The organism is Streptomyces sp. cg36 (assembly GCF_041080675.1).
In the GTDB taxonomy this organism is placed as follows: Bacteria; Actinomycetota; Actinomycetes; order Streptomycetales; family Streptomycetaceae; genus Streptomyces.
On the sequence record NZ_CP163520.1, the window covers coordinates 3918448 to 3944498 of the forward strand.

Sequence of the window (26051 nt, forward strand, 5' to 3'; positions counted from 1 at the left end):
GGGGGTGCCCGTGGGACGTGGTGACATCGTCCGCGCGCTGCTCGCCGGCATCGAGGCCGGACGCAACGCCGCCCCCGTGACCTCGTGCCCCTACCCGCGCGGCGACCTGCGCCGCTCGGCATGGGTCCGCGGGTATGCCCGTGCGCGCACCCCGCCCGACGGTTAGGCCGCCGCCCCTCCCCCTTTTTCTTCCGGGCCCGCCGAAGGCGGGCCCTTTTCCCTTGCCCGCACCCATGCCCCGGAGGCACGCCCCGCTATGCCCGAGCACACCCCCGACGACACCTCGCTGCCGCTCCACCCGCGCACGGGCGAGGCCGCCCTCGGCTTCCGCCGCGACGGGCGCCCGATCTGGCCCATCAAGGGCGGGTCCGGCGAGGGCGGCGACCCGGCCGCCCTGCCCGCCGGCGATCCGGCCCCTGCGCCGAACACGGACCCGGGCACGCCGCCCGCCCCGGCGGGTGATCCGGCCGCCGAGCAGCAGCTCGCCGCCGCCACCCAGCAGGCCGAGCAGGCCGCCGCCGAGCGCGACGAGCTGCGCGCCGCCCTGGACGCCGTGACCAAGGCGCTCCACCCCGACGGCGCCGAGGCCGAGCAGGACCCGGCCAAGCTCGCCGCCGCCGTCGCCGAGCGCGACAAGCAGCTCGACCAGGTCGCCGCCGAGCTGCGCACAGTGCGCGTCGAGCTCGCCGCGCACAAGGCCGCGAGCGAGCAGGGCGCGCGGGCCGACCGGCTGCTGAACAGCCGCGCATTCCTTACCGCGGTCGGCGACCTCGACCCCGGCGACAAGGGGTTCGATGCCGCGCTCGCCGCCGCGATCAAGAGCGCGGTTGACGCCGACCCCGACCTCTACCGCGCCGCCCCCACCGGCCCGGCGCGCGGCGGCGCCGAGTTCAACGGCGCCCCGACCGGCGAGCGCAAGCCCGCCACCCTGCACGACGCCATCGCCGCCCGCCTCGGCGGCTGACAGTAAGGAGCCCTGAACCTATGGCGATCACTCTCGCCGACGCCAAGCTGAACACGCAGGACGACATCGACCTGACCGTGATCGACGAGTTCCGCAAGTCCTCGTGGCTGCTCGACAACCTCACCTTCGACGACGTCGTGAACCCCGCAGGAGGCGGCGCGACGCTCAGCTACGGCTACACGCGCCTCGTCGCCGAACGGCCCGCGCAGTTCCGCAAGCTGAACACCGAGTACCCCAAGTCGCAGGCCAAGCGGCAGCGCTACAGCGTCGACCTGTCCCCGCTGGGCGGCGCGTTCGAGATCGACCGCATCCTGTCCAACCAGGGCCCGGCCGCGACGAACGAAGTCGCCTTCCAGATGGACCAGACGATCAAGAGCGCACGGGCGTTCTTCTCCGACCAGGTCATCAACGGCAAGCGCATCACTACCCCGGGCCAGGAGGAAGGTTTCGACGGCCTCGACAAGGCCCTCGCCGGCTCCACCACCGAGATGGGCGCCGGTACGTCGCTGGACTGGACTGGCGCAGCCATCGGCTCGGATACGGGCAAGGCGAACAACGCGCTCGACACCCTCGACGAGTTCCTCTCCCTGCTCGACGGCACCCCCTCGGCGCTGCTCGGCAACAAGAAGACGATTGCGCGCGTACGCAGCCTCGCGCGCCGGGCCGGCTACTACGACCGCTCGCCCAACGCGTTCGGGCAGAACGTCGAGTCGTACAACGGCATCGCTCTGGTGGACCTCGGCGACAAGGCCGGAGCCACCACGCCGGTGATCCCGATCGAGTCCCGCGACGTCGACGGCGCCGGGCAGGGGGCGGCGATCGCGGGCCTGTCCGACCTGTACGCCGTTCGGATCGGCCTCGACGGCTTCCACGGCGTCTCCACCGTCGGCGGGCAGCTCGTGCGGCAGTGGCTGCCCGACTTCGCCACCGCAGGAGCGGTGAAGACCGGCGAGGTTGAGCTCGGCCCTGTCGCGGTCGTCCTCAAGGCCACCCGCGCCGCCGCCGTGCTGCGCAACATTAAGGTGCAGTGATGGCCCGGTACGAGATCACCGCGCCGCACGAGGGCACCGAGCAGATCGCCGACGTCACCTTCACCAACGGCCGTGCCACCGCTGACGACGTCGACGAGGGGGCGCTGCTCTACTTCCGCCGCCACGGCTACGCCGTCGAGCAGCTCGACGACAAGCCGACCGGCCGCACCGCTGTCCGGTCCAGGCCGAGGGGGTGAACTTGCGGCGCCCTTACGCCACCCCTGAACAGCTCGCCGCATGGACCGGCACCCCCGCCCCGCCCAGCGCCGAGCGTCTGCTCGCCCGCGCGGGAGAGGACATCGACAGCGCGCTGCTGACCGCCGTCTACCGGGTCGACGAGGACGGCGACCCCACCGAGCCGGCCATCGCCGCCGCGCTCGCGGACGCCGCCTGTGCGCAGGTCGAGTACTGGCTCACCACCGGGGACGACGGAACGGGCGCGGCGGGCCGGTGGGACTCCGTGAGCATCGGGCCCGTGAGCCTGTCCGGGCGCAGCAGCGCACCGCCGGCCGCCTCGGGGGTCGAGCTCGCGCCGCGCGCCGACCGGGTACTGCGCCGTGCCGGACTCACCCCGGGGCGGGTGATCGCGTGGTGAGCGTTCCCGCCTTCCTGCTGCGCCACCGGGTCACCGTCGAGCCCTACCTCGGCGACTCGGCGTACGGCCCCCGCTACGGCGAGGCCGTGCCCGGCATACCGGCGCTCGTCGGCGAGGCCGTGCGCCTCGTGCGTGCCCCGGACGGGCGCGAGGTCACCTCGACCGCACAAGTCATCACCGCCCCCGGCCTCAACTGCCCGCCCGGCTCGCGCCTCACCCTGCCCGGCGGGCGGGTGACGACCGCGATCACTGTCGCGCACCACACCGCCCCCGGCCTTCCGGTTCCGGCCTGTACGGAGGTGAGCTGCGAATGAGTCCCCAGCGCGCCCGCCTGCACTGGACCGGCCAGGCAGCAAGCGACGCGATCCGGCAGGCCGCCGCGCGCGGGCTGCTGCTCGCCGCCGAGCACACCCTCGCCGCATCGAGGCAGCGTGTGCCCATCAACGAGGGCGTCCTCGAACGGAGCGGCGCCGCCTCGGTCGATGAGCAGCAGCTCGCCGCCGTCGTCTCTTACGACACCCCGTACGCCGTGCGCGTGCACGAGGACATGAACGCCCGCCATCTGCCCGGCCGTTCGGCCAAGTACCTGGAATCGGTGCTGCCCGAGGTCGCCGGCGACGTGCAGAGCCTGATAGGCGCGCAGGTCCGGCGGGCGCTGCGCTCATGACCTACACCGTCGACCTGCTCGACGGTCTCGCCCTCCTGCTCGCCGAGCACGGACTCGGCGTCTACCGGCCCGACGGCGTGTACGCCCCGGGCGAGACCGCGATCACCATCGCCGCCACCCCGCCCGCCCCGGACCGGGTGATCTGCCTGTCCGCCTACCCGGTCACCGAGTCCCCGGTGCTGACCGACACCACCACGGGCGTGCAGGTGCGCACCCGGACGAGCTCCGACCCCCGCGAGGTCGACGCGCTCGACGACCAGGTGCACGCGCTGCTGCACGGCTCGGGCCCCCACACCTTCGGCGCCGTTCCGGTCCAGCTCGTCTACCGCGTCTCGGCCGCCCCGATCGGCGCCGACGCCTCGGGCCGCTGGGAGCGGACCAGCAACTACTACGCCCGCGCCCACCGCGCGGGCCCCAACCTCGAATAGGAGGCGCCCACTTGAGCACCCCGACGCCCCCGGCCGAGACGATCACCGCACTCGCCCGCCGCTACCGGCTTGAGCTCGACACGAGCATCACAGGCACCCCGGCGTGGTCGCTCGTCCCCGGCATCACCGAATTCACGCCCAAGGTGGAGCCCACGCAGCAGGACGTCACGACGTACGACGCCGAGGGCTGGACCGAACAGGCCGTGACCATGCTCGCGTGGAGCATCGAAACCACGATCGCGCACCGCGCCCACCCCGTGACCGGCGCGTTCAACCCGGCCCAAGAGGCGCTGCGCAAAGCCTCTATGAGCTTCGGGGCTGGCTCGTACGCCAAGGTCCGGTACTACGACCGCAACGGCGCCGACGACGCGTACCAGGGGCAGGCCCTGGTGACGTGGGAACCGGACGGCGGAGGGCCGGACGAGGTCGACACGATCAAAGTCACGCTCACCGGCAACGGCCCGCTTACCGCGATCACCAACCCCGTAGCCAAGACGCCCGGCCCCACCGTCCAGACCGCCAAGGGGGGTGAGGCGTAGTGGCGTTCGAGGCTCTTGGCGAGCTGCTCGACGAGTCGCTCGAACTCCCCGTCGGCGACGGCACGTACACGGTGCCCGCCCCGTCCGCCGAGGTCGGTCTGCGCACGCAGGCGATCGTGCACGCCGCCGCTGTCGCCGCCGACGGCGGACGCGTCGACGAGCAGGTGCTCAGCGACGCGGCCGAACGCGATCTCTACCGGGACCTGCTCGGCACCGCCTACGACGAGATGGTGCTCGACGGCGTCTCGTGGCCCGTGCTGAAGCACTGCGCCCTCACGGCGATGGTGTGGGTCGCGCAGGACAAGGCCGCTGCTGAGCGGTACTGGAATGCGGCTGGCGACCCAAACAGGTTGGCCCCGAACCGAGCGGCACGGCGCAGCCCATCGGGCGCGGCGACCTCGACCCGGTCTCGGGGCTCTACGAGTGGTACGAGTACCCGCCCGGCACGGCCCCGCGCCAAGGGCAGGACCAACCGGCGCTGACGTGGGCGCAGATCCTCGCTGAGTGGCCGCTCGTCGAGGCCGATCTGCACGAGCTTTACGGCATTGATCTAGGCGCCCCCGGACTGCTCCGGTCGCGCTCCTGGCGCTGGCTGCGTCTCCGCATCCTGGCCCTTCTCTCCGCTGAGTCCCGCCTCGCCCGCGTGCTCACACCCCCGCCGCAAGCCCCCGCACCACCGGGAGGCACGACCCCCCGGAGGTGATGAGCCGTGGCGCTCATGGTCGGCGAGCTCGCCGCGACCGTCACCGTCGACGACTCCGGCGCCGCAGCCGGCATGGACCGCGCCCGCGCCGCCGTCCAGAGCGGCGGCGACCAGATCGCCGCCACCGCCGACCGCGCGGGACAGCAGGCCGGCGACGAGCTCGGCCAAGGGGTCGCCGCCGGCGCGGCATCCGGCGGCGACCGCGCCGCCCGCGGAATGTCCACCGCCCTCAAGGGCATTGCCGCAGCCGTGATCGGTGCCGGTATCGGCGCCGCTCTGATGGCCGGGGTCGGCAAGGCCATGGAGCAGGGCAAGGTCACCGGCAAGTTGCAGGCGCAGCTCGGCTCTACCGGTCCGGTCGCCGCCAAGTACGGCAAGGTCGCCGGCGCCCTGTACTCGGGGGCGATCGTTGACTCGGTCGAGGACGGCGCCGAGGTCATCAAGGGCATAGCCCAGAACGGCCTCCTGCCGCCCGAGGCCACACAGGCGCAGGTCCAGACGATGGGCAAGCGCGTTGCCGACACTGCCGCCGTCATGGGCGAGGACGTCGGCAAGGTGAGCCGCGCGGTCGGCACGATGCTGAAATCCGGCATCGCGAAATCCGCCGACGAGGCAATGGACGTCCTCGTCAAGGGTTCACAGAACGGCACGAACGCCGCCGAGGATCTCCTCGACACCTTCAGCGAATATCCCACGCAGTTCAGGGATTTGGGGCTCGACGCGCAGACGTCGATGGGCCTCATGCAGCAGGGCCTACAGGGCGGAGCGCGTGACGCTGACACCGTCGCGGACGCGCTGAAGGAATTCGCGATCCGCTCGAAGGATATGAGCAAAGGCTCGGTCGACGCCTTCAAATCCATCGGCCTCAACGGCGAGAAGATGGCCGCCATCTTCACCAAGGGCGGCCCGAACGCGTCCAAAGCCCTCGGCGATGTCCTCCAGCGCATCAAGGCGATAAAGGACCCTGCGGAGCGCAATGCAACCGCCGTCGCACTCTTCGGCACGAAAGCCGAGGATCTACAGCAAGCGCTTTTCAAGCTCGACCCGAAAACGGCGGTGCAGGCCCTCGGGAACGTCAAGGGCGCCACCGATAAAGCGGGCGACGCGATGCGCGACAACGCCGCAACCAAGATCGAGCAGTTCAAGCGGGGCCTTGAAACCAAGGTCGTCAACTTCATCGGCGGCAAAGCCATTCCCGTAATTGAGACACTCGCCGACTGGGTCGGCGCCGGCGGTCTCGGCAAGGCATGGCAGGCGAGTGTCGGATTCATCCGGGAGCACTCGACCGAACTCAAGATCGCCGCCGTGGTAATCGGCACCATCCTGCTGCCGACCCTCATCGTCCTGGGCGTCCAGGCCGTCACAACAGCCGGCCTCGTGGTGTGGGGCTGGATCACCCAGAGCGCCGCCGGCGCAGTCGCCGCCGTACGGTTCCTGGCAACCAACGCCCTGATCGTGGGCGGCTGGATCGCCCAGGGAGTAGCGGCCGGAGCGACCGCGCTCCGCGTGGTCGCCGCCTGGGTCCTCATGGGCGGACAGGCCCTGATCCAGGGCGCCCGCATGGCGGCCGGCTGGCTGCTCGCCATGGGCCCGGTTGCCCTCGTGATCGCCGCCGTGGTCGGCATCGTCGCCCTGGTCGTCGCCAACTGGGACACGATCGCATCCGCCACAAAGGCAGCGTGGGAATTCGTCTGGAACCTGATAAAGGGCATCGGGCAGTTCCTGCTCGACTTCTTCCTCAACTGGACCATCGTCGGTTCCGTCATCAAGCATTGGGATGCGATCTGGTCGGGAACGGTCCGCATCTGGACCGCCATCGTCGATTGGGTCAAGGCCCTCCCCGGGCGCATCGTTGACTTCTTCCTGAACTGGACTCTCGCCGGACTGATCGTCCGGCATTGGCAGTCGATCAAGGAAGGAACCATTCGGAAGGCGGGCGAGCTGCTCTCGTGGCTCGTCCGATTCCCGGGCACCGTCCTGGGGTACTTCGGCGATTTCGGAACGATGCTCTACGACAAGGGCGCCGACCTTATCCGGGGCCTGTGGAACGGCATAAAGGCCATGGGCTCGTGGCTGCGCTCGAAACTCACCTCGTGGGCGAAGGACATGATCCCCGGGCCCATCGCGAAGGCCCTGGGGATTCACTCGCCGTCACGCGTCATGCGTGATCAGATCGGCCGGTTCATTCCCGCCGGAATCGTCGAGGGCATCAACTCCGGTGCGGGGGCGGTCGACCGCACCATGCGGAACCTGGTCACCGTCCCCGCCGCCCCGCAGTTCAGCGTCGGCGGCATTCCCCCGGCCAACTCCGCTTATGACTCTGGCGGTTGGGGCGGCTCGGCCGTCCATATCGAGCACTGGTACGGGGGCGAGCAGTCGCCCGAGCAGAACGCGACCGCGCTCGCGTGGCACGCCAAGGCGAGGGGGTGACCGTGGCCCCTGGTGACCTTGTCGCCCGCCCCGGGCATGTCCAGTTCGGCGAGCTGCTGCTCGGCCCGCACACCGCCTACGGGTGGCAGTCGCTGACCGGGTGGGAGGACTCGCCGGCGCTGGACTCCGGGACGGTCAGCCGCTCCGCTGCGCACGGCGCCTACCCGGGCCGGCTGCTCGCGCAGCCGCGCACGATCACCCTCGACGGGATCGTCGTGCGGACCGAGCCCGGATTGATGGGCGCCGCCGTGCGGCAGCTCGCCGCCGCCACTGCGGTGCGCGACGACGAGCTGCCCCTCGTGATCCGCCTCGACTCCGCGCCGCCGTTGCTGAGTTGGGCCCGCTGCCTGCGCCGGGCGATACCCGTCGGGACCGGCGGGTACGGCGTCGGCGTCGTCCAGGGCGCCGCCCTGCAATGGGAGGCGACCGACCCGCGCCGCTACAGCCTCGACGAGCGGCACATCGAGACACGCCTGCCGCAGGCCGAGCCCGGCCTCGACTGGACGGGCACCCTTGCATGGCCGCTCAACTGGGGAGCGCCCGGGGCGAGCGGCGCCATGACCGCGCTCAACGAGGGCGATGCCCCCGCGCACCCAACCCTCGTGTTCCGGGGGCCGGTTGAGCGGCCGAGCCTGACCAACATCGTCACGGGTGAGGCAGTCGAGTACGACCTCGTCCTCGCCGACGGCGACGAGCTGCTCGTCGACACCGCGAACGGCACGGTCACCCTCAACGGCTCGGCCTCCCGCCTCTACACCGCCACCGCGCGCAGCGTGCCCGAGCAGGCGTTCACGTTCCCGCCCGGCACGACCGATCTCGCGTTCCGCGCGGCCCCCGGCTCATCCGATCCCCGAGCGTCCGCCGCCGTGCGGTTCCGCTCGGCCTACTGGTAAGGAGGTCCGCGTATGACGGTCCGTTCTGCCTGGCTGCTCACCGCCCCGGGCGGACAGACCCGCGAGGACACCCGCATCACGCCCCTGGGCACGATGGCCCCCGAGGGCGAGCTGCTCACCCGCGACGGCGTGATCGCCGGCGGCAACCCGCTGCGTGCGAGCGGCGCCTCGGCCATGGCGGTACAGATCGGCACCGGCCGCGCCGTCGTGCAGGGCACCCTCGCCCAAGGCGCCTACCCCGTCGCCGTCACCGCCCCCGAGACACTCCCGATCGGCGCCGGGCATGCCCAGTTCACCCGGATCGACTCCGTCGTGCTCAAGGTCTACGACGGTCTGTACGACACCTCGGGGCAGACCCTCGCCCGCGTCGAGGTCATCGTCGGCGACGCGAACGCGACCCCGGCGCCGCCCCCGCTTCCACCCGCGACGCTGCGCCTGTGGGACATCACCGTGCCCGCTGGCACCTCCGCCGGGACAGGCGGCATCAACTGGGCAACAGCCCTCACCGACCGGCGCCGCTACACCACCAGCCACGGCGGGATCACCCCGCCCGGCGGCCCCTCCACTCCGGGCGCCTACGTCGGCCAGTACCGCGATGCCGGGCGCCTTGAACGGTGGGACGGGACCGCATGGCGGGACGCCGTCGAGCGGCATTACGTGTCGGTCTACAAGAGCAGCGACTACAACCTCGCCGGCGGCCGGTACACCACCCTGTCGTGGTCCGGGACGGACGCCATGTCGGACCCCGGCATGTGGAGCGCCTCCCGCGACAGCCGTCTGACCGCCACCGTGAACGGCCTGTACCTGATCAGCGCGCATCAGATCTGGCCGGGCGGCGCCACCATGGCGCGCGCCACGATCGCCGTGAACGGCGCTGCCGCCGGACAGGCAATGTCGTTCATCGCCAGTTCCAACGGCGGGCAGTCCAACGCCGCCACCCGCCCCGTGGTGCTCAAGGCCGGCGACTACATCGAGATGTCCATCTACACCGATGCGGCCCTGACCAACGTTCCCGCCTCGTACAGCAAAGCGTCGCTCATATGGCAGGGTCCGTGACGAGCACGTACCGGGCGCTGTTCGCTGATCTGCGCTCCGATCAGCTCCTCGACGTGCTGCCGCTCCAGGGGGTGTCGCTCGACGACTGGATCGGCAAGACCGGCTCAGCGTCGGGCACCATCCCGATCCCCAACACCGCCATCGCTGCGCGCGTGCGGGACGCGGTCGAGCCGGCCCGCACCGCTCTGTGGATCGAGCGCGACCGTGAACTCTGGTGGGGCGGCATCGTCTGGACCGCCAACGTCGCGAGCGATGCCCGCGGTTTCCTGACCATGCAGGTACAGGCTGGAACCTTCGACAGCTACCTCGACCACCGCCGCCTGTTCGACACCCAGACCGCCACCGGGGTTGATCAGTTCGACATCGCGCGCAGCCTCGTGGACTACGCGCAGCGCACGCCGGGCGGCGACATCGGCATCGAGTACGACGAGCAGGTGTCCGGTGTCCTGCGCGACCGGGTATACAGCCGCTACGACCTGCCCACCGTGCGCGATCTGCTCGACGCCCTCGGCAAGGTCGAGGGCGGGTTCGAGTGGCGCATCGCCGTCCACCGTGACCCGGATTCCGGGCGCAGGGTCAAGCGGTTGCAGCTCGGGCACCCGGTCATCCGGGGCGGGGCGTCCGACATCGTGCTCGACCACCCCGGCCCGGTCCTGTCCTACGCGTGGCCAGTGGACGGCACCCAGCGCGCGAATGCCTGGCAGTCGAGAGGCGCCTCGACCAACAGCAACCAAGCCACGGAATCGGTGCCGCTCATGTCCGCCGAACTCGTCGCCCAGGACGATCTTTCCGCCGGGTGGCCGCGCCTCGACGGGACGTCGGACTACACAACCGTGGAGCAGCAGCCGGTACTCGACGCGCACGCCCGCGCCGACTGGCAAGCGGCCCGCAGGCCCCGCACCATCCCCGAAATCACGGTCGCCCTCGACCGCACCCCCCTGTCGCCCGCGCTGCTCGGCTCCGTGATCCGGCTCCGCATCCGTGACCTGTGGTGGCCGACGGGTCTCGACGAGCGGTACCGGGTGATCGGACTCGCGATCACCCCGCCCGAGCGCGGCCGACCCGAAACCGCCCGCCTGTACTTGGAGACTGCCTGATGGCTGCTGTACCGCAGGACCTGCTCGACCGCGTCCGCGACCTTGAGCGCCGCCTGCACGAGCTCACCGGCCGCGCCAACATCCGGCCCGCCCTGAACGAGATCAACCACGGCAACGTGCGGATCGGCGAGGGCGGATCGCTGTCCGTCACCGCCCCCAACGGCGAGGGCCTCTTCGGCGTCGGTCAACTCCCCCCGTTCTACAACCACGTTGACGGCTCGCCGCAGCAGGGGCTCATCATCCAGCGCGAGGACGGCACCGAGGCGATCACCGTGCGCGCGATCCCGAGCGCGCTCGGCGTCGACGACCAGGCCGTGAGCATCTGGGACCGGTCACACAACCAAGTCGTCTCCGACGAGACCACCACCGGGTGGGGCATGGGCACGCCCTATCTGCCGATCGTCTTCAACCGCCTCGTCAGTACCGGGAGCGACGTGGTCAACTCGTCCTCGTTCCAGAACCGGTACTTCTCGATCTTCCCCGCGCAGCAGCCGGTCGCCGTGGTCGTCGTCGAGTTCGGCGCGGGCGGGGGCTCCACCTGTGAAGTGCTCTTGCAGTACCGCACCGCGGACTCGACCGACTTCACCGACGTAGGCACCGCCAGCGTCACCGCTCCCGCGACCGACACCGCATGGTCGGCGAAGCAATTCGTCACGCCCCTGCACCGCGCGAGCTACCTGTTGCCCGTGTACTTCCGGCTCCAGGTGCGGCAGAGGTCGGGCACATCCGGCGTGATGGCACACATCCTCGGCGCGTTCACCCGCGCCACCGCATCCAAGTCCGAGATCCCCGACCCGCGCCCGGCCTCGCTCGCCCGCAGCACGGCGCCCGAGGCCGCGCCGTCCTCCGATTAGGGAGCCGCACCCTGCTGCCCGAGTCCATCCCCACCGTCACCGTGCGCGGGCGCTTCCTCGCCCCCGACGGTCAGCCCCTGTCCGGCTCCGTGATCTTCCGGCCGCCGGCTCAGCTCACGTTCCCCGCCGCCGACGTCATCCTCGGCGGTCCCGTCATCGCCCAGCTCGACGCCCAAGGGCAGATATCGGCGACGCTGCCCGCCACCGACGCCCCGGGCATGGACCCGGCCGGCTGGTCGTACACCGTCACCGAGCAGCTCTCAGGCATCCCCGCCGGCCGCTCCTACCAAGTCCTGCTGCCCGCCGAGCACCCGGTCGTCGACCTCGCCGACATCGCCCCCACCGACCCCACCAAGCCCAACTATGTAGCTGTGCGCGGCGACTCGGCGTACGAGGTCGCCGTCGCGGGCGGCTTCACTGGGTCCCCGGCGCAGTGGCTCGCCTCTCTGGTCGGCCCGCCCGGGGCGACCGGGTCACGAGGTGCGACCGGGGCGACGGGCGCCACCGGGCCGCAGGGCGTGCAAGGCGTCCAAGGTGCGACGGGTGCCCCCGGTGTGATCCAGTCCGTCAACGGCAAGAGCGCTCCCTCGGTCACCCTCACCGCCGCCGACGTCGGCGCGGTCGCAGCCACCGCCGCCGGGGCTGCGGGCGGGATCGCTACCCTGGGCGCCGACGGCAAGGTACCCGCCGCCCAGCTCCCGGCGGGCGGGGGCGGAGGCGCCGTCGACTCGGTCAACGGCAAGACCGGCGCCGTCGTCCTGGTCGCAGCCGACGTGAGCGCCGAGGCCGCCGGGAGCGCGGTCCTGCTCGCCGGAACGCAGACGATCAGTGGGACCAAGACGTTCAGCACCGTGCCGTCGTCAAGCGCGGCACCGACGAGCGCGAACCACCTCGCCCGCAAGTCCTACGTTGACGCGTTCGGCGGGGGCAGTTGGCAGCCCAGCGACCTCGGGTTCGCCGCCTGGACGTTCGACCCTGCCGCCTCCAACTCGGGGCAGAACCTGCTCGCCGGATACGGCTACCTGTGCGGCATCACGCTGCGCGCGACGACCACGGTCACGAACCTTGTCTTCTACTCGTGCGGCTACGCGGGCGGCTCCCTGAACGCGAACAGCTTCGCCGCCCTCTACACCGCCGCCGGACAGCGCGTCGGCGTCACCGCCGCGCTGAACGGCATCTTCACCGCGAACGAGGGCGCGACCGTCGTCTGCCCGCTGACCGCCGCCTACTCGGCCGCGCCCGGGAACTACTGGGTCGCCATCGTCACTAACGGGCAGACCGCGAGCCCCTACAACGGCCCCGTGCTCGCGCGCGGTGCCAATCTCGGCACCTCGCCCGCCGGCGCCGCCGCGATGCCCGGCGGATTCCGCCGTCACGCACGGCTCACCGCGACCGGCCTCACCAGCCTGCCCGCATCCTTCACGCCCGCCTCGGGCCTCACCTACGACGCCAACGCCCTCTGGGCAGCAGTCAGTTAGAGAGAAACGTTCATGCCGATCACTGCCGCGACGCTCAAGACGTCCCGCAGCACCTCCCCGGACAAGCTCGCCCCGTACATCGAGCTGCGCATCACGGACCGGGTCGGCCTCGACCCGTACGACGGATGGACCGACGCCGAACGCGAGAACGTCCTCACCGCCGCACTGTCCGCAGCCATCGCCGCACTGCCGATGCGCTTCACGCAGGCAAGCGGCGAGCTCGTCACCGAGACAGCGGCCGAGGTCGCCCACCGCTAGCCCCCGCCCGCCCGCATCCCGCAGCCCCCTTTCCCGGGGGCCTTTTTCATGTCTGGAGACATCCACAGATGGCAGCACCGTTCAGCGCCGACCGGCTCGTGCAGATCCTGCGCGCCGAGGGCGTACGCGTCGTCGAGTACGGCGACTGGCGTAACCACAACCGCAACCACCGCGGGCCGTTCGGCCCGGTCAACGGCGTGATGATCCACCACACCGTGAGCTCCGGCACCGACTCCTCGGTGCGGCTCTGCTACGACGGATACGACGAGCTGCCCGGCCCGCTGTGCCATGGCGTGATCGCCAAGGACGGCACCGTCTACCTGATCTCGTCCGGCCGCGCCAACCATGCCGGCGGGGGCGACGCCCGCGTGCTCGACGCCGTGATCGCCGAGGAGTCCCTGCCCGCCACCCACAAGCACGAGGGCAGCTCGGGCTCGGCCGACGGCAACGCGCGTTTCTACGGGTTCGAGTGCGTCAACCTCGGCGACGGCTCCGACCCGTGGCCCGCCGCGCAGCTCGACGCGATCGAGCGGACCTCGGCGGCGATCTGCCGCGCCTACGGCTGGTCGGCCGCATCCGTCATCGGCCACAAGGAATGGTCCGACTGGAAGTCCGACCCCACGTTCTCCATGGCGGGCATGCGCGCCCGGATCGCACGCCGCCTCGGCGCCACACCAGACACTCCGGCCCCCGCGCCCCGGTACGAGCCGTTCCCCGGCGAGCAGTGGTTCCGCAACGCGCCCAACTCTCCGATCGTGACCGCGATGGGCCGCCGCCTCGTCGCCGAAGGCTGCTCGGCCTACTCCGAGGGCCCCGGCCCGCGCTGGACGAACGCCGACCGCGAGTCCTTCCGCCTGTGGCAGCGCAAGCTCGGCGACGCCCCCGAGTACTGCGACGGGTGGCCCGGCCCGCGCCAGTGGGACGCCCTCAAGGTCCCCAAGGTCTGACCCCCTGCCCCTGGTGCCCACCCGCATCCCTGGGCGGGCGCCTCACTGTCCCCACCCTGTGGAAAGAGGTACATCCCCATGACTGACGCCACCCGCCGCACTGTGCGCACCGTGGTGCAGACCGTGCTCGGTATCGCCGCCGGCCTCCCCCTGATCATCGACGCATCCGGCATTCCCCAGTCGACCGCCGGCGTCGCCGTCGTGCTCGCCGTCGCCGCCGGCCTCACTCGCGTGATGGCCCTGCCGGTCGTTGAGAACCTGCTGCCCGGATGGCTGCGCACCGCGCCGAACGCCGACGACGAGCTGCTCGCCCTCGACCGCGAGCGGGGCGCCGAGTGACCGAACCGGACCCGTCCGACGTCGCCCTCGAACTGGAACGGCTCCGCGGAGTCGTCGAGGTCGGGTTCGCCCGCACCGACGGATCACTCGCGCTGCTCGTCCAGCGCAGCGACCAGACCGACCGCGCCCTCGCCGACCACGAGCAGCGCCTCGACGCGATCGAGCGGGGCCGATGGCCCCTGCCCAGCGTGCTCGCCCTCGTCGCCCTGGCCGGCCTCGCCCTCACCCTGTGGCAGCTCGCCACCCGCTGACACAGCGCGCCCCCATCACCGGCCTCGGGCCGGTGACGGGGGCGCCTTTGCTGTTGCTGGGGAACACGGGGAGGACCCCCGGCGAGCCGCAGTGCCGAGGGTCCTCTCACAGGGGACGGTCACCGTGCGGGCGGTCCTATACGGCCACGGGCACGGGAGCTATGTCCCCCTCCTTTCCGCAGTCCGCCCCCGCATTGGGAGACGGGTCCGGGCGGCTGCGGCGGTCTTGGGGCGGCTGGTCGAGCCGCGCGTGCCGGCGCCGCTTGCGGGCCGGCTCAGCGCAGAAGGTCACGCGCACAGGGTCGCGCCAGCAGTAGCAGGTGTACGAGTAGCCGTTCCGGTCTGTCGGCGGCGCGACGTACGCGCGGCGAGGGGACGGCATCGACCAGTAGATCGCCAGCAGCGCCAGCAGCCCGAGGCAGACCGCGAGGACGATCACGCCCCAGAACATCCGTTCCGTGCCGGGGCTCACTCTGCTGCCTCCGCGATCCCGTCGCGTGCAGCCACGAACAAACCGAGCTGCGCGCCGAGTTCGAAGGTCAGGACGCGGGCGTCTTCGGCGCTGATGTCGACGAGCGTCGCGTGATCGACGGACAACCACACGCGTCCCGCACGCGTGTTGGGGGCGAATGCCATCACGTGGATGCGCTTGGGCCGGATCACGCCGCACCCCCGCCACCGTCAAGCAGGGAGAACCACACGGCTTTTGACGTCGGAATCAGTCCGCCGTAGTGGTCGACTCCCCACGCGTCCGCAAGGCTGTTCACGATGAACAGGCCGTACCCGCCCTCGGCGTCGCTGACCTCGCGCGGCATCGGCAGATCGCGCGGCAGGTTGTCGTGTACGTACACCTTCACGCCGCGCTCGGCGATGGTGACCTCGACGTGCACGAGGGGCGATTTGGTGTGCCTGAAAGCGTTGGTGACCACCTCGCTCGTGCAGATCCTTGCCGCCTCGGCGAGCTCCTTGTGCCCGAAGCTCTGGCACAACGCTGCGACTAGGTCGCGCATGCCGCCGACGGCTTCCGTCCGGCTCCCGGTGGTCAGCCGGTAAGTCATCGTTGATGCGGATACGGGTGGTGCGGGAGGTACTAAGGCTGCGGTCGTCATGTCGTCGTCTCCCAACGCGTGTGTGCTCGCGTTGCTCGCCATGCGTGGCAATGGCCGCCCCTCGTGCGCATGCCTCAACTGGCCTACGCGCGGCTGCACTTCGGTCTTACTGGCGTGCGACGCGGTGCTGCCACGACGGTAGGGGGCATACATGCCCCGTGGCAAGGTAGCGCCGGGGATCTGGTTTTAGCGGGTGGACCCATGGCACCGTTACGCGCGACACTGGGCCCAGACAGGGGAAGGTGACATGCCGCCGAGGGATAACCCAACTGTGCGCCAAGCGCGCCTGGGCAGCGAGCTGCGGAAGCTGCGCGACCGGGCCGGTAAGACGGCGAAAGAGGCAGCGGGGCTGATTTCGACCGATCAGGCCAAGATCAGCCATATTGAAGCGGGTCGGATCGGCATCAGCGAGGACCGCATCAGGCGCCTGGCCACCTTCTACGCCTGCGACGACGAGGCGCTGATCGAGGCTCTGTGCGAAATAGCCCGAGAGCACCGGGGCCAACACTGGTGGGATGCGTACCGGGGAGTGCTAGCCCCAGGGTTCTTGGACATCGCCGAGACCGAGCACCATGCAGTCGAGTTCCGCGGGCTCCAGTCCGTCACCTTTCCCGGAGTTCTTCAGACCAGGGCCTACGCCGAGGCTCTGTTCGCCGGCCACATCCCGCCGCTCCCCGACGACGAAGTACAGGTTCGGGTCGAGCATCGGATGAAGCGGCGAGAGATCTTCAATCGCCCCAGTCCACCACCGTTCCTCGCCATCGTTCACGAGGCCGCGCTACGGATGCGCGTCGGCGGCCGGAAGACGGCCCGGGATCAACTCGAAGACCTCATGCAGGCATCTGAGCTTCCATGGCTGACGCTGCGGGTAATCCCATTCACGAGCGAAGATTTCATCGAGGCCACGCAGACAGTCCTCTACGCCGCCGGAAAGGTGCCGCAGCTCGACACTGTGCACATCGACACCCCTTTCGGCGGCCGATTCCTCGACGCCGAGGCCGACCTCGCTCGATATCGAACCCTGCTCGACCTTGCCGAGCAGGCGTCTCTCGATCCCGAAGAATCACGCCAATTCATTCACCACATCGCAAGAGAACTGTGAGAACTCCAGTAATGATCAGGGACATTCCCCCGAAGAAGTCCAGCCGTTCCGGCGCTGGCGGCGAACAGTGCATCTACGTGGAGCGGAAGGACGGCGTGATCAAGCTCAACGAGAGCGCGCTGCCCGGCGTCGAGATCCTCACATCTATGGAGAACTTCGCCGCCTTCCTTGCAGGCGCCAAGGCGGGGGAGTTTGACGAGTACGTCAACTAGAGACACTCACGCCTGCGCAACGTTGCCCCCGTCTGACCTGGGACGGGGGCTTCTGCATATGCCAAAAACCAAGTATGCCCCGTAGCAGCCTTGTCCGGTCAGTAGCGTAGCGCTACGTTCGCTCTGCATCGCCCTGGCGCTCGACTCCTCGGCAGGACCGTGCCCGTGGTGACGCAACTCGCCTGTGCCGATGGCTGGTTCAGGCGAGATCCCCGATTGGTCGCCCTGCCCCGATCCCTGTCAGGGGCGGGGCAACCATGCCGCTACGCGGGAGGACTGGCCCATGCCCATCAGACAGGCAGTTGCCGCTCGTGGCGTAGCAACGTTGCCCCCTAGGGCTCGCCTCGTCGAGGCCAGCGTCGAGCATGGGTACTGGTACGAGGTTCTGCTCTACCGATCCAACGAGGACGAGGCACCGCGCCTAGTCAAAAGTGCCGTGCTGGATACGCTTTCCCGCGCCATCAGCACCCTGCGCATTGACCTTCGGACCGGCCATGTACTCGCCATGACTCCCGAAGAATCTTACCGAACGGTTCAGTGGGCCAACGAGGGATTCGTCGCTGCTCGCGCAACCCTCGCTTTCGGCGAGCCCCTCGGATGCATTCTCCGTCTACGCACGGGCGAGATCGCCGTATGGACCGTTCGCCCCGCGCAGTTCCTGCGCCTTACCCCTCCCAATTGGTGCGATCGAAACCCCCAACCCACCAATGGCTGACCGGACTTAAGGACTGTCTCTTGAGCCACATTGCGCACCCCCAAGCAGCCTTCCCCCTCGTCGCCGAGGGAGGACGCATCCCCCACAGCTCCGAGCAGCCCTCGGGCCCGACTACCCGACCGTGGATTCTCCGCTACGCCATCCTCCCGGACTCCACACAGGCCGTCCCCCTGCCGCCGGCCCTGTACGACGAGGACCGACAGATCTCCGTCGGCGTCGACACTGACCTGCTGCCGTACATGCAGACCCATAACCCCACGGTCCCGGACGGCGACCCGAAGAATCCGCCGCCGCTCGACGAGGGACCGAAGGACTGACGCCACGTGCCTACCGTCCTGGTGATCGCCGCTCGCGACGACTGGCCCACGGACCGAGTCGTAAAGACGCTGCAAGACCGCGGTGCGACCGTCTTCCGCATGGATGCCGCCGAGTTCCCCCAGGAGGCCACGCTCGCCGCCCGCATCGACGACGCGCACCCGTGGCACGGCGGACTGTCCACCTCGCTCCGCGCCCTCGACCTGGCCGACGTGAGCGCCTGCTACTTCCGCACGCCGCACCCGTTCCGCCTTGCCGCCGGCATGTCCGAGCCCGAACGTAGATTCGCCGCAGCCCAGGCTCGCGCCGGATTCGGCGGCATCCTCACCGCACTGGACTGCCGATGGGTCAGCCACCCCTCGGCCATGTCCCGCGCCGAGTACAAGCCCCTCCAGCTCGCCACCGCACGTGAGTGCGGCCTCACGATCCCGCCGACCCTGATCACCAACAGCCCCGACGCCGTACGAGCGTTCGCCGGCGACACACCGGGGCCCTTGATCTGCAAGCCCGTCGCGAGCCCGGTGTTCATCGAGGGCGACCAACTCAAGACCGTCTACACCCGCCGCCTCACCGAGGACGACCTCGCCGACCTCACGGGCATCGACACAACCGCCCACCTCTTTCAAGCGTGGATGGACAAGGCCCACGAGATCCGCCTCACCGTCGCCGGCGAGCGCCTTTACGCCGCAGAGGTTCACTCCAACACCAAAGCCGGACACGTCGACTGGCGCAGCGACTACAAGTCCTTGACGTACCGGGCCACCGAAACCCCACCGGCCATCGCCGAGGCAGTGCAACGCTTAATGCAGCGCCTCGAACTCCGCTTCGCCGCGCTCGACTTCATTGTCTCGCCATCCGGCGACTGGACGTTCCTGGAGGCGAACCCCTGCGGGCAATGGGACTGGATACAGCACGCCACCGGGCACCCCATCGCCGAAGGAATCGCCGACGACCTGCTAGGAGTCACCCCGTGAGCACCACCGCCCTCGACACCGCTCGCCCCTACCTCGCCGGCCTCGTCGAGGAACTCAGGAAGAAGGGGGCGATCCGGTCCGAGCCCTGGGCCGACGCGCTCGCCACCGTTCCCCGGCACGTCTTCGTGCCCCGCTGGTACGAGCAGGAGACCAACGACAACGGCATCACCGTGTGGCGGATGCAGCACGCCATTCACGAGGACCGCCTACCGCAGGCGTACCGCGACATCACCCTCGTGACCGCCCTCGACCCGGACACCGCCGAGCAGGTCGACCCGCACGCGTGGACCGGCATCCCCACCTCGTCCAGCACCCTGCCCAGCCTCATGGCCGGCATGCTCGAAGACCTGAACGTCGAGGACGGTCACCGGGTCCTCGAAATCGGCACCGGCACCGGCTACAACGCAGCCCTACTCTGCGCCCGCCTCGACGAGACCCTCGTGCACTCCATCGACGTCGACCCCGCCCTCGTCCAGATCGCGCAGAAGCGGCTCACCGAGATCGGATACGCCCCGCACCTCACTGCCGGGGACGGACAGAACGGCTACCCGGGCGCAGCATCCTTCGACCGGATCATCGCCACCTGTTCCGTGCCCAGCATCCCCCCGGCATGGATCGAGCAGACCCGCCCCGAAGGAATCATCGTCGCCGACATCGCCCTCGGCATCGAGGGCGGCCTCGTCCGCCTCTCCATCGACGCCGAACAACGCGCCTACGGACACTTCACCCACACCACCGGCCGCTTCATGGCCGCACGCAGCAACGCCACCACCTACCCCACACGCCAGCGCGCCCCCTACGCCCCGGAGACCGGCACGCGCCCGACCACGGTCACCGCAGCAGACATCCGAGGCAACTACCCCTTCCGGCTGCTGCTCGCGCTGGAACTGCGCGACGTCGAGCTCGTCTATCACTCCGACGACAACGGAACCATGTCGCTCCAACTCCAACGCCCCGACGGCTCATGGGCCCGCACACCCCTCGCCGGCGACGCGACCATGACCTACGGCGGCGCCCTCGACCTGTGGCAGAAGGTCGAGAACGCATGGGCATGGTGGAACGAGAACGGACGCCCCTCCCAAGACCGATTCGGCTACGCCCGCGAACCCGAGGGCAGCGCCCGCGCGTGGCACATCCCCACCGGCCGCCGCTGGGACCTGTAGCCCCCAGTTCGGCAAGAACGCAACGGCCCCGGTCCGCCTCTAGTGGCGGAATCCGGGGCCGTTGTGCACCGAACACCTGTCGCCGCACCTACTCTGACCTGCTCTTTTCATGCTCCCTTGGCGGCGTGTGCAATAGGGGCGTTGTTCCACATCAGCGTGGCGGTCGCCTGGCCGTCCTCGACGCCGAGTCCGCGCAGGGCGTGGGCGAGCTGGGCTGCCCGGCCGCCGATCTCGGCGAAACTGCGGCGCTGTGGCTCGGCCTCACCGGTCCAGGTCGTGACCTGCGACTTGCCGTGGATCGTCGATCCGTGGGTCAGGATCCGCGAGATCAGCAGCGGTACGTCCTGCATGGTGCTCAGCACGGCGGCCTCCCGGTGGGCGCTATGGTGCGCCACGTGGCGATAGGGGTGTGCCGATTCTGCTCACGTACCGCGCGGTATGTCACTACCCGGAGGTAATGAATCACCGACGAGACCAACGTCACGCACCGGACGGCCGCTCCCCTGCGACCCCGGACGGCTCGGTCCCGGGCCGGGGCTCAGCGCACCGGCGCGAGCTCCGGGTCCTCGCGGAGCTTGCCCAGCGCCCGGGACACCGCGCTCTTGACCGTGCCCACCGACACCCCCAGGACCTCGGCCGTCTGCGCCTCGCTGAGGTCCTCGTAGTACCGCAGCACCACCATCGCCCGCTGGCGGTCCGGCAGCTTCATCACGGCGCGCCACATCGCGTCGTGCAGCACCTGCTGGTCGGCCGGGTCGGGCTCCGGCACGACGTCCGGCTCGGGCATCTCGTCGCAGGCGAACTCGTCCACCTTGCGCTTGCGCCACTGCGACGTCCGGGTGTTGAGGAGCGCTCGGCGCACATAGCCGTCGAGGGCGCGGTGGTCCTCGATCCGGTCCCAGGCGACGTACGTCTTGGTGAGGGCCGTCTGCAGCAGGTCCTCGGCGTCGCTCGGGTTCGCGGTCAGCGAGCGTGCGGTGCGCAGCAGCACGGGGCCCCTGGCCCTCATGTACGAGGCGAACGACGGGTACGGCGTCGCCGCCCGGGAGGCGCTGTTGCAGACAGGCGTGGTCATACCTCCACGCTAGGAGCGCCCACTACGCCACGGATCGGCCCCAGGTCGCGAAGCCGGGTCCCTCTCAGGTTGTACGGGTGGGGGTGCCCCCACCTCCTGAAGGTGGAGGCACCCTCCCCGCGAGTCAGGGTTCGAACCGCGCCACCGGGGCGTCCACCGTGTTCCGGTCGATCACCAGACGGCGCCCGCCATGGGTCTCGGCCACGTTGCCCGCGTACTGGTGGATGCGCCGGTGTGGCCGCCACGCGTCCTTGTGCAGGGTCGGTTCCCCGTACACCGAGGCGGCCGAGCCCCAGCGCGCGAACCACATCGCCGACGGCAGGTCGCCCTGCCCCGCCTTCCGCGCCCGCTCCATGTGCCGCACCCCGGAGGCGGCGCTGCTGTAGAAGCCCGGCAGGAAGCCCTGGCGCCGCACCTCGCGGTTCCAGGCCCGGACGAAGTCCAGCGTGGTGCGGGCGCACGCCGAGTCGTCCGCGTCGTACGCCTCCATGTCGAGGTAGAGCGCGCTGCCCGGCCGGATGCCGAGCAGCTGGGCCGCGCCCGCCGCCTGTCTGCCCTCGGCCCGGCCCTGGGTCGCCGAACGGCTGCTCATCCGCACCTTCCGCTTGGCCGCCGACCACACGCACGGCGACTGCGAGCCCACGAAGATCGGCAGCACCCGCCAGCCCATCCCGTCCACGCTCGCCAGCCAGCTCCGGCTGAGGTTGTGCTGGTTCGGGCAGCCCCGGCCACGCCCGCCGAAGTACACCCCGACGCCCCGGTACGCCGAGGAGCGCCATGCCTTCATCGTGGCCAGCGGCGGCGCCTGGCAGGTGTCGAACGCGGCGCCCTTGAAGTGCACGGCCCGCGCCAGCACCTCCGGACGGTCCACCGCGTCGGCCGGCACGCCCGCACCGGCCGCCTCGGCCAGGTCGGCCGCTTCGACCACATCGGGCCCGTCCGGCCCCCACAGCGGCCCCCGTACGGGACCGGGGGCGGACGACGGCGCGGAGGCCGCCGCGCTCCCCGGCCTGGCGCCCGGCGCGGCGGCCGAGGCGGGCGGGCTCAGCGTGAGCAGAGCGGCGAGCGTGGTGGCCACGGCTAGCGGTGGCGTGACGATGCCCAGGTACCAGGCCCGGGTCGATACGAGGCTGCGCATACGGCGAGTGAAAGGCCGTCAGCTCCGCTCGGCCACCGCTGGGCCCTCCGCCTCAGCCGTCCGTGGACAGGATCACCCGTCCACGCTCAGGATCAGCCCGGACGTCGGCACTCCCGTACCCGCCGTGACCAGCACGCGTCCGGCGCCCGGTATCTGATTGACCGCCAGTCCCCGGACCTGCCGGACGGCCTCCGCGATTCCGTTCATCCCGTGCAGATACGCCTCCCCCAGCTGCCCTCCGTGCGTATTGAGCGGCAGCGCGTCCGCCGCCACGAAGTCGGCCGCCTCGCCCGGCCCGCAGAACCCGAACTCCTCCAGCTGCATCAGCACGAAGGGAGTGAAGTGGTCGTAGAGGATCGCCACGTCGACATCGGCCGGTGCCAGCCCCGACGTCCGCCACAGCTGCCGCGCCACCACCCCCGTCTCGGGCAGCCCGGTCAGACCGTCCCGGTAGAAACTCGTCATCCCCTCCTGTCTGCGGCCCGCTCCCTGCGCCGCCGCGCTGATCACGGCGGGCGCGCGGCGCAGCCCCCGGGCCCGTTCGGTCGTCGTGACGACGAGGGCCTGGCCGCCGTCCGTCTCCTGGCAGCAGTCGAGCAGCCGCAGCGGTTCGACGATCCAGCGCGAGGCCGCGTGGTCCGCGAGCGTGATCGGTCTGCCGTAGAAGTACGCCGCCGGGTTGGTCGCCGCGTACCGCCGGTCGACGACGGCCACCTGCCCGAACGCCTCGGGGGTGAGCCCGTACGCGTGCAGATAGCGCTGCGCGGCCATGGCGACCCAGGAGGCCGGGGTGAGCAGTCCGAACGGCAGCGACCAGCCCAGCGCCGCGCCCTCCGCCGACGCCTCCCGCTGCTGCACCCCGGCCCCGAAGCGGCGCCCCGAGCGCTCGTTGAACGCCCGGTAGCAGACGACCACTTCGGCCACCCCGGACGCCACCGCCAGCGCCGCCTGCTGGACCGTGGCGCACGCGGCGCCGCCCCCGTAGTGGATCCGCGAGAAGAAGGACAGCTCACCGATGCCGGCCGCCTGCGCCACGGTGATCTCCGGGCTGGTGTCCATGGTGAAGGTGACCATGCCGTCGACGTCGTCGGGCCTCAGACCGGCGTCGTCGAGCGCGGCCGTCACCGCCTCCACGGCCAGCTTCAGCTCGCTGCGGCCCGAGTCCTTGGAGAACTCGGTCGCCCCGATCCCGACGATCGCCGCCTTCCCGCCGAGCGAGTCGGCCCGCCGCACACTCATATCGCCCCCTCGCCGGACGCCCCGGCGGCCCCGGGCACCTCGGCCCCGCCGGCTGTCCCGGCCGCCCCGTCCGCCGTGGGCACCTTGACCGCCCGAGGAGCCCCGGCCGCCGGGTCCGGGGGCAGCACGACCGTCACGGTCCCGGTGACGTGGTGCCCCAGGCCGTTGGCCCCCACCACCCGCACCTGCGCCGTCTCCCCGTCCACGGCGGTCACCGTGCCCGTCAACGTCATCGTGTCCCCCGGATAGTTGGGCGCCCCCAGCCGGATCCGCACCGCCCGCAGCCGGGAGGCGGGGCCGAAGTGGTCGGTGATGTAGCGGCCGACCAGGCCATTGGTGGTGAGGATGTTCATGAAGATGTCCGGGGCTCCCTTCTCCCGGGCGAGCACCGCGTCGTGGTGCACGTCCTGGTAGTCGCGGGAGGCCACCGCCCCCGCGACGATCAGCGTCCGGGTGACCGGAACCTCCAGCGGCGGCAGTTCGTCGCCCACTCTCATGCCACTCCCTCCGTCCGGTCCGCCGCCGCCCGCGCGTCGACTATCAACGTGCCCAGTTCCTCCAGGAGTTCGGCGCCGCAGCCGAGATGCGCGTCGATCTGCCGCCCCCACAGGAAGTGCCGGTGCACCGGATGCTCCAGGTCCGCGCCGAGGCCGCCGTGCAGATGCTGGCCCGAGTGGACGACCCGGCGGCCCGCCTCGGATGCCCACCAGGCCGCTGTCAACGCGTGCGTCCGGTACGGCAGGCCCTCGTCACGCCGCCAGGCCGCCTCGTACGAGGTCACCCGGATCGCCTCGGTCTCCATGTACGCGTCGGCCGCCCGCAGCAGGACGCCCTGGTTGGTGGAGAGCGGGCGCCCGAACTGCTCGCGGGTCGTGGTGTGCGCCACCGCACGGGCCAGCGACCCCGCGCACACCCCCGTCTGCAGCCCCGCGAAGGCGGTGCGGGCGGTCGCCAGCACGTCCTCGTGGGCGTCCGGCCCCGGCCCGCCCATCCGCTCGCCCCGCGCCCCCGAGAGCGTGAGCCGCCCCGCCGACCAGGGCGCGGTCGACTCCACCGGCTCCACCGCCACCCCGGGTGCGCCGACCCGTATCCACCACAGCGTCCGGTCCCCGGCCGCCACCAGGACGTGGGTGGCGTCGCGCAGCCATGGCACCAGCGGCGCCACGCCGGTCAGCCCGCCGTCCGGGGAGATCCGCACCCCGGCTCCCGCCGGGAACGCCCCGGTCGCCACCGCCGTGCCGTCCCGCAACGCGGGCAGCAGGCGCTCGCGCTGGGCCGCCGAGCCATGCGCGGCCACCGCCAGGACGCCGTACGCACAGCTCACCGCGAACGGCACCTGGGCGGTCGTCCGGCCCTGCTCCTCCAGGGCGAGGACCAGCCCCAGCAGCCCCGTCTCCTCGACCGCCCCGGGCAGCCCGGCCCCGCACAGCGCCTTCCACAGTTCCCCGTCGGTGCCCGTCCCGGCGGCGGTGAGGCGCTCATGGGTCGAGCGGTCCGTGAAGATCTCCCCGGCCAGCTCGCGGACGGCCGTCTGCTCCTCGGTGGGGGTGAAGTCCATCAGCCACCCTCACACCCTCGGAACACCGGCAGCACCAACTCGTCGTCCACCCGCAGGAATTCGAGCCGTACGGGCATCCCGACGCGCACCTTGTCGTACGGGACGCCCACCACGTTGCTGATCATCCGCACGCCCTCGGCGAGTTCGATCAGCCCCACCGCGTACGGACCCGCGCCGCCCCCTTCCGTGAAGGCGGGGAAGGGCGGGTGGTGCATCACCACGTACGAGAACACGGTCCCCGCCCCCTCGGCCTCGACGGTGTCCCACCGCGGGGACCCGCATCCGTTGCACCCCGGCAGCCAGGGGAAGCGCAGTTCGCCGCAGCCCGTGCAGCGCTGGATGAGGAGTCTGCGGGCGGCCACCGCGTCCCAGAACCCGGCGTTGTCCCGGTTGATCACCGGGCGGGGGCGCAGCCGCTTCGGTTCCGCACGCGCCGGTGCGTACTTGAGGATCCTGAAGCGGTGGGTGCCCGCGAGCTCGCCGCCGGCCCGGATGTCCATGCGCGTGGTGATGAAGTGGCCCGTGCCCAGCTTGGTCGTCTTGCGCGCGGACACCGTCTCGATCACCGCGTCATAGGTGATCCGGTCGCCCGGGCGCAGCTCCCGTACGTACTCCTGCTCGCAGTCGGTGGCGACGACGGAGGTGAAGCCCGCCGCGTCGAGCAGGCCGAACAACTCCTCGTGGGCCCCCGAGCGGTCCGTCTGGCCCGACAGGCCGCCCATCGTCCATGCCTGGAGCATCGTGGGCGGCGCTATCGCGTCCGGCCCCCGGTACGCCGGGCTGGTGTCGCCCATCGCCTCGCACCAGTGTCTGATCATGGGCTCGTTGACGAGGTCCTTGCCGACCCCGGAGCCCCCGGTCGGCCGCCCCTCGAACGCCTTCAGACGCCCGTACAACCCGTCCACGGCGCCGTCCGCCAAC

34 protein-coding genes and 1 pseudogene are annotated in these 26051 nt (G+C 70.9%); 25 read left to right on the forward strand and 10 right to left on the reverse strand.

All coding sequences use genetic code 11. The features are described 5' to 3' along the window. Positions 1-10: 10 nt before the first annotated feature. The 20 genes from AB5J87_RS17420 (at position 11) to AB5J87_RS17515 (ending at position 14530) form a co-directional block, all read left to right on the forward strand. On the forward strand, positions 11-166 hold the full coding sequence (locus AB5J87_RS17420) for an Rmf/CrpP fold protein (protein WP_369377650.1): 156 nt from the start codon (positions 11-13) through the stop codon (positions 164-166). A 90-nt stretch (positions 167-256) separates the two neighbouring features. After that, a complete protein-coding gene (locus AB5J87_RS17425; RefSeq protein WP_369377652.1) occupies positions 257-964 on the forward strand; it encodes a hypothetical protein in 708 nt (235 codons plus the stop codon). Between the two features lie 20 nt (positions 965-984). After that, on the forward strand, positions 985-1995 hold the full coding sequence (locus AB5J87_RS17430; protein ID WP_369377654.1) for a major capsid protein: 1011 nt from the start codon (positions 985-987) through the stop codon (positions 1993-1995). Then, complete coding sequence (locus AB5J87_RS17435; RefSeq protein ID WP_369377655.1) at positions 1995-2192, forward strand: hypothetical protein; 198 nt, start codon at positions 1995-1997, stop codon at positions 2190-2192. The genes AB5J87_RS17430 and AB5J87_RS17435 overlap by 1 nt, the downstream gene beginning before the upstream one ends. A 2-nt stretch (positions 2193-2194) precedes the next feature. Beyond that, complete coding sequence (locus tag AB5J87_RS17440; protein WP_369377656.1) at positions 2195-2590, forward strand: hypothetical protein; 396 nt, start codon at positions 2195-2197, stop codon at positions 2588-2590. Beyond that, complete coding sequence (locus AB5J87_RS17445) at positions 2587-2904, forward strand: hypothetical protein (protein WP_369377657.1); 318 nt, start codon at positions 2587-2589, stop codon at positions 2902-2904. The genes AB5J87_RS17440 and AB5J87_RS17445 overlap by 4 nt, the downstream gene beginning before the upstream one ends. Continuing rightward, positions 2901-3257, forward strand: a complete 357-nt coding sequence (locus tag AB5J87_RS17450; protein WP_369377659.1) for a hypothetical protein — start codon at positions 2901-2903, stop codon at positions 3255-3257. Before AB5J87_RS17445 ends, AB5J87_RS17450 begins: the two co-directional genes overlap by 4 nt. Next, complete coding sequence (locus AB5J87_RS17455) at positions 3254-3685, forward strand: minor capsid protein (RefSeq protein ID WP_369377661.1); 432 nt, start codon at positions 3254-3256, stop codon at positions 3683-3685. Before AB5J87_RS17450 ends, AB5J87_RS17455 begins: the two co-directional genes overlap by 4 nt. An 11-nt stretch (positions 3686-3696) precedes the next feature. Next, positions 3697-4224 carry a phage tail tube protein gene (locus AB5J87_RS17460; protein ID WP_369377662.1) on the forward strand — a complete coding sequence of 176 codons (528 nt, stop codon included), beginning with the start codon at positions 3697-3699 and terminating at the stop codon, positions 4222-4224. Next, positions 4224-4706, forward strand: coding sequence for a hypothetical protein (locus AB5J87_RS17465; RefSeq protein ID WP_369377663.1), 483 nt, complete (start codon positions 4224-4226; stop codon positions 4704-4706). The genes AB5J87_RS17460 and AB5J87_RS17465 overlap by 1 nt, the downstream gene beginning before the upstream one ends. Before the next feature lie 236 nt (positions 4707-4942). Then, on the forward strand, positions 4943-7357 hold the full coding sequence (locus AB5J87_RS17470; protein WP_369383565.1) for a phage tail tape measure protein: 2415 nt from the start codon (positions 4943-4945) through the stop codon (positions 7355-7357). A 2-nt stretch (positions 7358-7359) separates the two neighbouring features. After that, positions 7360-8250, forward strand: coding sequence for a hypothetical protein (locus tag AB5J87_RS17475; RefSeq protein WP_369377665.1), 891 nt, complete (start codon positions 7360-7362; stop codon positions 8248-8250). Positions 8251-8262: 12 nt separating this feature from the next. After that, complete coding sequence (locus AB5J87_RS17480) at positions 8263-9306, forward strand: hypothetical protein (protein ID WP_369377666.1); 1044 nt, start codon at positions 8263-8265, stop codon at positions 9304-9306. Further along, on the forward strand, positions 9291-10403 hold the full coding sequence (locus AB5J87_RS17485) for a hypothetical protein (RefSeq protein ID WP_369377668.1): 1113 nt from the start codon (positions 9291-9293) through the stop codon (positions 10401-10403). Before AB5J87_RS17480 ends, AB5J87_RS17485 begins: the two co-directional genes overlap by 16 nt. Then, positions 10403-11257, forward strand: a complete 855-nt coding sequence (locus tag AB5J87_RS17490; RefSeq protein WP_369377669.1) for a hypothetical protein — start codon at positions 10403-10405, stop codon at positions 11255-11257. Before AB5J87_RS17485 ends, AB5J87_RS17490 begins: the two co-directional genes overlap by 1 nt. A gap of 41 nt (positions 11258-11298) precedes the next feature. Further along, positions 11299-12735, forward strand: coding sequence for a phage tail protein (locus tag AB5J87_RS17495; RefSeq protein WP_369377671.1), 1437 nt, complete (start codon positions 11299-11301; stop codon positions 12733-12735). 12 nt (positions 12736-12747) lie between these two features. Continuing rightward, positions 12748-12993 (forward strand): hypothetical protein, encoded by a 246-nt coding sequence (locus tag AB5J87_RS17500; protein ID WP_369377672.1) that lies wholly within the window; start codon positions 12748-12750, stop codon positions 12991-12993. A gap of 68 nt (positions 12994-13061) precedes the next feature. Next, complete coding sequence (locus AB5J87_RS17505; protein WP_369377673.1) at positions 13062-13940, forward strand: peptidoglycan-binding protein; 879 nt, start codon at positions 13062-13064, stop codon at positions 13938-13940. Positions 13941-14018: 78 nt separating this feature from the next. Further along, positions 14019-14279: a hypothetical protein gene (locus AB5J87_RS17510; RefSeq protein ID WP_369377675.1), complete on the forward strand. Its 261-nt coding sequence runs from the start codon at positions 14019-14021 to the stop codon at positions 14277-14279. Further along, positions 14276-14530, forward strand: coding sequence for a hypothetical protein (locus AB5J87_RS17515; RefSeq protein WP_369377677.1), 255 nt, complete (start codon positions 14276-14278; stop codon positions 14528-14530). The genes AB5J87_RS17510 and AB5J87_RS17515 overlap by 4 nt, the downstream gene beginning before the upstream one ends. A gap of 136 nt (positions 14531-14666) precedes the next feature. Here AB5J87_RS17515 and AB5J87_RS17520 read toward each other — a convergent pair whose 3' ends face one another. From AB5J87_RS17520 to AB5J87_RS17530, 3 genes are read right to left on the reverse strand one after another with little or no spacing between them, the layout of a single operon-like run. After that, a complete protein-coding gene (locus AB5J87_RS17520) occupies positions 14667-15002 on the reverse strand; it encodes a hypothetical protein (protein ID WP_369377678.1) in 336 nt (111 codons plus the stop codon). Then, positions 14999-15193 carry a hypothetical protein gene (locus tag AB5J87_RS17525; RefSeq protein ID WP_369377680.1) on the reverse strand — a complete coding sequence of 65 codons (195 nt, stop codon included), beginning with the start codon at positions 15191-15193 and terminating at the stop codon, positions 14999-15001. The genes AB5J87_RS17520 and AB5J87_RS17525 overlap by 4 nt, the downstream gene beginning before the upstream one ends. Continuing rightward, positions 15190-15588 (reverse strand): ATP-binding protein, encoded by a 399-nt coding sequence (locus AB5J87_RS17530; protein WP_369377681.1) that lies wholly within the window; start codon positions 15586-15588, stop codon positions 15190-15192. Before AB5J87_RS17530 ends, AB5J87_RS17525 begins: the two co-directional genes overlap by 4 nt. Positions 15589-15886: 298 nt before the next feature. On the opposite strand from AB5J87_RS17530, the gene AB5J87_RS17535 reads away from it, so the two are divergent. The 5 genes from AB5J87_RS17535 to AB5J87_RS17555 all read left to right on the forward strand — a co-directional run bounded on the left by AB5J87_RS17535 (position 15887) and on the right by AB5J87_RS17555 (position 20120). Further along, positions 15887-16741 (forward strand): helix-turn-helix domain-containing protein, encoded by an 855-nt coding sequence (locus AB5J87_RS17535; RefSeq protein ID WP_369377683.1) that lies wholly within the window; start codon positions 15887-15889, stop codon positions 16739-16741. An 11-nt stretch (positions 16742-16752) separates the two neighbouring features. Beyond that, positions 16753-16953: a DUF397 domain-containing protein gene (locus AB5J87_RS17540; protein ID WP_369377685.1), complete on the forward strand. Its 201-nt coding sequence runs from the start codon at positions 16753-16755 to the stop codon at positions 16951-16953. 735 nt (positions 16954-17688) lie between these two features. Then, complete coding sequence (tgmA, locus tag AB5J87_RS17545; RefSeq protein ID WP_369377686.1) at positions 17689-17985, forward strand: putative ATP-grasp-modified RiPP; 297 nt, start codon at positions 17689-17691, stop codon at positions 17983-17985. Positions 17986-18006: 21 nt separating this feature from the next. Next, entirely contained in the window at positions 18007-18957 is a 951-nt protein-coding gene (tgmB, locus tag AB5J87_RS17550; RefSeq protein ID WP_369383566.1) for an ATP-grasp ribosomal peptide maturase, read from the forward strand. Then, a complete protein-coding gene (locus tag AB5J87_RS17555) occupies positions 18954-20120 on the forward strand; it encodes a methyltransferase domain-containing protein (RefSeq protein ID WP_369377688.1) in 1167 nt (388 codons plus the stop codon). The genes tgmB and AB5J87_RS17555 overlap by 4 nt, the downstream gene beginning before the upstream one ends. A 137-nt stretch (positions 20121-20257) precedes the next feature. Here the strand turns inward: AB5J87_RS17555 and AB5J87_RS17560 are convergent. The 7 genes and pseudogenes from AB5J87_RS17560 to AB5J87_RS17590 form a co-directional block, all read right to left on the reverse strand. Beyond that, positions 20258-20470: pseudogene (locus tag AB5J87_RS17560) on the reverse strand (fatty acid--CoA ligase); the annotation flags it as partial. 188 nt (positions 20471-20658) lie between these two features. After that, complete coding sequence (locus AB5J87_RS17565; RefSeq protein ID WP_369377689.1) at positions 20659-21195, reverse strand: SigE family RNA polymerase sigma factor; 537 nt, start codon at positions 21193-21195, stop codon at positions 20659-20661. Positions 21196-21319: 124 nt separating this feature from the next. Beyond that, positions 21320-22333 carry a DUF1906 domain-containing protein gene (locus tag AB5J87_RS17570; protein ID WP_369377690.1) on the reverse strand — a complete coding sequence of 338 codons (1014 nt, stop codon included), beginning with the start codon at positions 22331-22333 and terminating at the stop codon, positions 21320-21322. 72 nt (positions 22334-22405) lie between these two features. Continuing rightward, positions 22406-23572 carry a lipid-transfer protein gene (locus AB5J87_RS17575; RefSeq protein WP_369377692.1) on the reverse strand — a complete coding sequence of 389 codons (1167 nt, stop codon included), beginning with the start codon at positions 23570-23572 and terminating at the stop codon, positions 22406-22408. After that, positions 23569-24069: a MaoC family dehydratase gene (locus AB5J87_RS17580; RefSeq protein ID WP_369377693.1), complete on the reverse strand. Its 501-nt coding sequence runs from the start codon at positions 24067-24069 to the stop codon at positions 23569-23571. The genes AB5J87_RS17575 and AB5J87_RS17580 overlap by 4 nt, the downstream gene beginning before the upstream one ends. Further along, positions 24066-25130 (reverse strand): acyl-CoA dehydrogenase family protein, encoded by a 1065-nt coding sequence (locus AB5J87_RS17585; RefSeq protein WP_369377694.1) that lies wholly within the window; start codon positions 25128-25130, stop codon positions 24066-24068. The genes AB5J87_RS17580 and AB5J87_RS17585 overlap by 4 nt, the downstream gene beginning before the upstream one ends. Beyond that, on the reverse strand, positions 25130-26050 hold the full coding sequence (locus tag AB5J87_RS17590; protein ID WP_369383567.1) for a bifunctional MaoC family dehydratase N-terminal/OB-fold nucleic acid binding domain-containing protein: 921 nt from the start codon (positions 26048-26050) through the stop codon (positions 25130-25132). The genes AB5J87_RS17585 and AB5J87_RS17590 overlap by 1 nt, the downstream gene beginning before the upstream one ends. Position 26051 lies beyond the last annotated feature (1 nt).

What these genes read in the sequence shown, in the direction of transcription:
- AB5J87_RS17425 (WP_369377652.1), top strand. Translation starts at nt 257, where the DNA reads ATGCCCGAGCACACCCCCGACGACACCTCGCTGCCGCTCCACCCGCGC.
- AB5J87_RS17430 (WP_369377654.1), top strand. Translation starts at nt 985, where the DNA reads ATGGCGATCACTCTCGCCGACGCCAAGCTGAACACGCAGGACGACATC.
- AB5J87_RS17435 (WP_369377655.1), top strand. Translation starts at nt 1,995, where the DNA reads ATGGCCCGGTACGAGATCACCGCGCCGCACGAGGGCACCGAGCAGATC.
- AB5J87_RS17450 (WP_369377659.1), top strand. Translation starts at nt 2,901, where the DNA reads ATGAGTCCCCAGCGCGCCCGCCTGCACTGGACCGGCCAGGCAGCAAGC.
- AB5J87_RS17455 (WP_369377661.1), top strand. Translation starts at nt 3,254, where the DNA reads ATGACCTACACCGTCGACCTGCTCGACGGTCTCGCCCTCCTGCTCGCC.
- AB5J87_RS17470 (WP_369383565.1), top strand. Translation starts at nt 4,943, where the DNA reads ATGGTCGGCGAGCTCGCCGCGACCGTCACCGTCGACGACTCCGGCGCC.
- AB5J87_RS17480 (WP_369377666.1), top strand. Translation starts at nt 8,263, where the DNA reads ATGACGGTCCGTTCTGCCTGGCTGCTCACCGCCCCGGGCGGACAGACC.
- AB5J87_RS17485 (WP_369377668.1), top strand. Translation starts at nt 9,291, where the DNA reads ATGGCAGGGTCCGTGACGAGCACGTACCGGGCGCTGTTCGCTGATCTG.
- AB5J87_RS17490 (WP_369377669.1), top strand. Translation starts at nt 10,403, where the DNA reads ATGGCTGCTGTACCGCAGGACCTGCTCGACCGCGTCCGCGACCTTGAG.
- AB5J87_RS17500 (WP_369377672.1), top strand. Translation starts at nt 12,748, where the DNA reads ATGCCGATCACTGCCGCGACGCTCAAGACGTCCCGCAGCACCTCCCCG.
- AB5J87_RS17505 (WP_369377673.1), top strand. Translation starts at nt 13,062, where the DNA reads ATGGCAGCACCGTTCAGCGCCGACCGGCTCGTGCAGATCCTGCGCGCC.
- AB5J87_RS17510 (WP_369377675.1), top strand. Translation starts at nt 14,019, where the DNA reads ATGACTGACGCCACCCGCCGCACTGTGCGCACCGTGGTGCAGACCGTG.
- AB5J87_RS17530 (WP_369377681.1), bottom strand. Translation starts at nt 15,588, where the DNA reads ATGACTTACCGGCTGACCACCGGGAGCCGGACGGAAGCCGTCGGCGGC.
- AB5J87_RS17535 (WP_369377683.1), top strand. Translation starts at nt 15,887, where the DNA reads ATGCCGCCGAGGGATAACCCAACTGTGCGCCAAGCGCGCCTGGGCAGC.
- AB5J87_RS17540 (WP_369377685.1), top strand. Translation starts at nt 16,753, where the DNA reads ATGATCAGGGACATTCCCCCGAAGAAGTCCAGCCGTTCCGGCGCTGGC.
- AB5J87_RS17565 (WP_369377689.1), bottom strand. Translation starts at nt 21,195, where the DNA reads ATGACCACGCCTGTCTGCAACAGCGCCTCCCGGGCGGCGACGCCGTAC.
- AB5J87_RS17570 (WP_369377690.1), bottom strand. Translation starts at nt 22,333, where the DNA reads ATGCGCAGCCTCGTATCGACCCGGGCCTGGTACCTGGGCATCGTCACG.
- AB5J87_RS17575 (WP_369377692.1), bottom strand. Translation starts at nt 23,572, where the DNA reads ATGAGTGTGCGGCGGGCCGACTCGCTCGGCGGGAAGGCGGCGATCGTC.
- AB5J87_RS17580 (WP_369377693.1), bottom strand. Translation starts at nt 24,069, where the DNA reads ATGAGAGTGGGCGACGAACTGCCGCCGCTGGAGGTTCCGGTCACCCGG.
- AB5J87_RS17585 (WP_369377694.1), bottom strand. Translation starts at nt 25,130, where the DNA reads ATGGACTTCACCCCCACCGAGGAGCAGACGGCCGTCCGCGAGCTGGCC.